Origin of the sequence: Proteus sp. FZP2095, assembly GCF_023701425.1 — a bacterium.
In the GTDB taxonomy this organism is placed as follows: Bacteria; Pseudomonadota; Gammaproteobacteria; order Enterobacterales; family Enterobacteriaceae; genus Proteus; species Proteus cibarius.
Genome location: NZ_JAMQBJ010000012.1, coordinates 1 through 3,540, shown reverse-complemented (window position 1 = coordinate 3,540; position 3,540 = coordinate 1). Strand labels below are relative to the sequence as shown.

The following is a 3,540-nucleotide window of genomic DNA, read 5'->3' as shown; positions in this document are numbered from 1 at the left end:
GGCCAGGCCTCAGCATTTTATTATGGTGATCCCCTGGGCGAAATGCGCCTGGTAAGCAGAGTTTTTGAAATGTAAGGCCTTTGAATAAGACAAAAGGCTGCCTCATCGCTAACTTTGCAACAGTGCCTAAAATAAGCCTTATATCCAAGCATAAAACAAGGTTGTCTAGACTTCTTTTAACAGTAAAGTTATCATAAAACTGAATTTTATTTTTTAGGTAAGTTTATGCATTCTATCCGCATTCGTTAAGACACAACTATTTGCATAGTGACACTATTTTATAATGGTGGGCTTTTGTTGTGTCTTTAAGAATATATGCGGATATATAAAGTAAAAGTATGCTTAATTTATAAGTATGCTTTTAGTGCATAGTTTCCAGTTATAACTTAATTGACTAGCTATTTGTCCACCCTGTGGATGAATAGCTTTTTTTTTGGGAGGACACTGTGATGCTAGCTTTTGTTTTCACCTAAATCCTGTTTGCTGCATAAAAAATTTCAAGAGCTAAACAGGAGTAAATAAAAATGAGTTTAATTATTAAAGCGAGAAACATACGCTTGGATTATGCTGGGCGTGATGTTTTGGATATTGATGAATTGGAAATTCACTCTTATGACCGTATTGGTCTTGTGGGTGATAACGGAGCAGGAAAGAGTAGTTTACTCAAAGTACTTAATGGCGAAATTGTTTTAGCCGAAGCGACATTACAGCGTTTTGGTGATTTTGCACATATCAGCCAACTGGGCGGAATCGAAATAGAAACGGTCGAAGACCGGGCAATGTTATCTCGCCTTGGTGTTTCCAATGTACAAAACGACACAATGAGTGGCGGAGAGGAAACTCGTGCAAAAATTGCTGCCGCATTTTCCCAACAAGTACATGGCATTCTAGCGGATGAACCAACCAGCCACCTTGATCTCAATGGAATAGATCTACTTATTGGTCAACTTAAAGCATTTGATGGAGCATTACTTGTTATCAGTCATGACCGATATTTTCTTGATATGGTTGTAGACAAGATATGGGAGTTAAAAGACGGTAAAATTACGGAATATTGGGGTGGTTACTCGGATTACTTGCGTCAAAAAGAAGAAGAGCGACAACACCAAGCCGTAGAATATGAGCTGATGATGAAGGAACGGGAGCGATTAGAATCTGCTGTGCAAGAAAAACGCCAGCAAGCTAATCGATTAGACAATAAGAAAAAAGGAGAAAAATCCAAAAACTCTACCGAAAGTGCTGGACGACTTGGGCATGCAAAAATGACTGGCACCAAGCAAAGAAAACTGTATCAGGCAGCTAAGAGTATGGAAAAGCGTTTGGCTGCATTAGAAGATATTCAAGCACCAGAGCATTTGCGTTCTATTCGTTTTCGTCAAAGTTCAGCCCTAGAACTGCACAATAAGTTCCCGATTACGGCAGATGGTCTGAGCTTAAAATTTGGTAGCCGTACTATCTTTGATGACGCTAACTTTATAATACCGCTTGGCGCTAAAGTCGCTATAACTGGATCGAATGGAACAGGGAAAACGTCCTTGTTAAAAATGATATCAGAACGTGCTGATGGATTAACCATATCTCCAAAAGCTGAAATTGGCTACTTTACACAAACAGGATATAAATTTAACACGCATAAATCTGTGCTCTCCTTTATGCAGGAAGAGTGCGAGTACACAGTTGCGGAAATTCGTGCAGTATTGGCTTCAATGGGGATCGGAGCGAATGATATTCAAAAAAACTTATCCGACTTATCGGGAGGTGAAATCATCAAACTGCTTTTATCCAAAATGCTTTTAGGAAAATATAATATTTTGCTTATGGATGAACCAGGAAACTATCTTGACCTAAAAAGTATTGCCGCATTAGAAACAATGATGAAGTCCTATGCAGGAACTATTATCTTCGTATCTCATGACAAGCAATTGGTCGATAATATTGCTGACATTATCTACGAGATCAAAGACCACAAAATCATCAAGACTTTTGAGAGAGATTGTTAATGATAGCCAATCTAATCCGAACATTAATTATTGAACTCTTTAAAGGAAATTAAAAATGACAATTCAAGATATTCAATCACTTGCTGAAGCACACGGCTTGTTGCTTACGGACAAAATGAATTTCAATGAAATGGGCATTGATTTTAAGGTCGTTTTTGCTCTTGATACAAAGGGGCAACAATGGTTGCTGCGTATTCCTCGTCGTGATGGCATGAGGGAACAAATCAAGAAAGAAAAACGCATTTTAGAATTGGTAAAAAAACATCTTTCTGTAGAGGTTCCTGATTGGAGAATTTCATCTACAGAATTAGTGGCTTATCCCATACTTAAAGATAATCCTGTTTTAAATTTGGATGCTGAAACCTATGAAATAATTTGGAATATGGACAAAGATAGCCCGAAATACATAACATCTTTGGCAAAAACCTTATTTGAAATCCATAGTATTCCTGAAAAAGAAGTTCGGGAAAATGATTTGAAAATTATGAAACCTTCAGATTTAAGACCTGAAATAGCAAACAATTTGCAGTTAGTAAAATCTGAAATTGGTATAAGTGAGCAATTGGAAACCCGCTACAGAAAATGGTTGGATAATGATGTTCTATGGGCAGATTTCACCCAATTTATACATGGCGATTTATATGCTGGGCATGTACTAGCTTCAAAGGATGGAGCTGTTTCAGGCGTTATTGATTGGTCAACAGCCCATATAGATGACCCAGCGATTGATTTTGCTGGGCATGTAACTTTGTTTGGAGAAGAAAGCCTCAAAACTCTAATCATCGAGTATGAAAAACTAGGGGGTAAAGTTTGGAATAAACTATATGAACAGACTTTAGAAAGAGCAGCGGCCTCTCCTTTGATGTATGGTTTATTTGCCTTAGAAACTCAAAATGAAAGCCTTATCGTTGGAGCAAAAGCTCAGTTGGGAGTTATATAATTTAAAAATATGATTGCTGAGAACTGCCTTGTTTTGAAACTTGGTTGGCTTTAATTAGTTTTTAGTATTCTTTATAGAAAATGCCTCGATCAAGGGGCATTTCTAACAATCATTTAACATAAAATTTCTTATGTGAAGTAACCTGAATGCAGCGGTGCCCCATTGGGGGCGCGTTGAGATAAGCCTCTTTTAGATAACTTTAGCAACTCGATAGACAGTTGCAACTCCACAATTCACTGCTTTGGCAATTTCTTCCTTAGTCATATTGCCAACTACTAGCAATTCTTTTATTCGTTTATGTTTAGCCTCATTTGCCTTCTTGCCTGTTGGTTTGTAACCCGAACGTGCCAGGCCCTGCTTAATACGTTCTATACGTTTCTCATTGTCTAGGCGGGCCATTGTTGCCAGAAGATCAATCAACATATTGTTGATGAGTTCCAAGATTGAATGAGTAATGCTGTCACTGGTTTGAAGGCACTGTTGCAAATAGTCGGTGGTGATAAACTTATCATCCCCTTTTGCTGATGGAGCTGCACATGAACCCATTCAAAGGCCGGCATTTTCAGCGTGACATCATTCTGTGGGCCGTACGCTGGTACT

Annotated in this window: 3 protein-coding genes and 1 pseudogene; 3 read left to right on the top strand and 1 reads right to left on the bottom strand. The window is 38.3% G+C overall.

Annotated elements, in window-relative coordinates; all coding sequences use genetic code 11:
- The 3 genes and pseudogenes from NBG71_RS18585 to NBG71_RS18575 form a co-directional block, all read left to right on the top strand.
- Positions 1 to 75, top strand: a pseudogene (locus NBG71_RS18585) (IS6 family transposase); the annotation flags it as partial.
- A 449-nt stretch (positions 76 to 524) separates the two neighbouring features.
- On the top strand, positions 525 to 2,000 hold the full coding sequence (msr(E), locus tag NBG71_RS18580) for an ABC-F type ribosomal protection protein Msr(E) (RefSeq protein ID WP_000052512.1): 1,476 nt from the start codon (positions 525 to 527) through the stop codon (positions 1,998 to 2,000).
- A gap of 55 nt (positions 2,001 to 2,055) precedes the next feature.
- On the top strand, positions 2,056 to 2,940 hold the full coding sequence (locus NBG71_RS18575) for an Mph(E) family macrolide 2'-phosphotransferase (RefSeq protein ID WP_000155092.1): 885 nt from the start codon (positions 2,056 to 2,058) through the stop codon (positions 2,938 to 2,940).
- Between the two features lie 189 nt (positions 2,941 to 3,129).
- Here NBG71_RS18575 and NBG71_RS18570 read toward each other — a convergent pair whose 3' ends face one another.
- Entirely contained in the window at positions 3,130 to 3,486 is a 357-nt protein-coding gene (locus tag NBG71_RS18570; RefSeq protein ID WP_260280703.1) for a helix-turn-helix domain-containing protein, read from the bottom strand.
- Between the last annotated feature and the right edge of the window lie 54 nt (positions 3,487 to 3,540).

Coding starts and splice junctions, on each gene's coding strand:
- NBG71_RS18570 (WP_260280703.1), bottom strand. CDS start 3,486: ATGGGTTCATGTGCAGCTCCATCAGCAAAAGGGGATGATAAGTTTATC.
- NBG71_RS18575 (WP_000155092.1), top strand. CDS start 2,056: ATGACAATTCAAGATATTCAATCACTTGCTGAAGCACACGGCTTGTTG.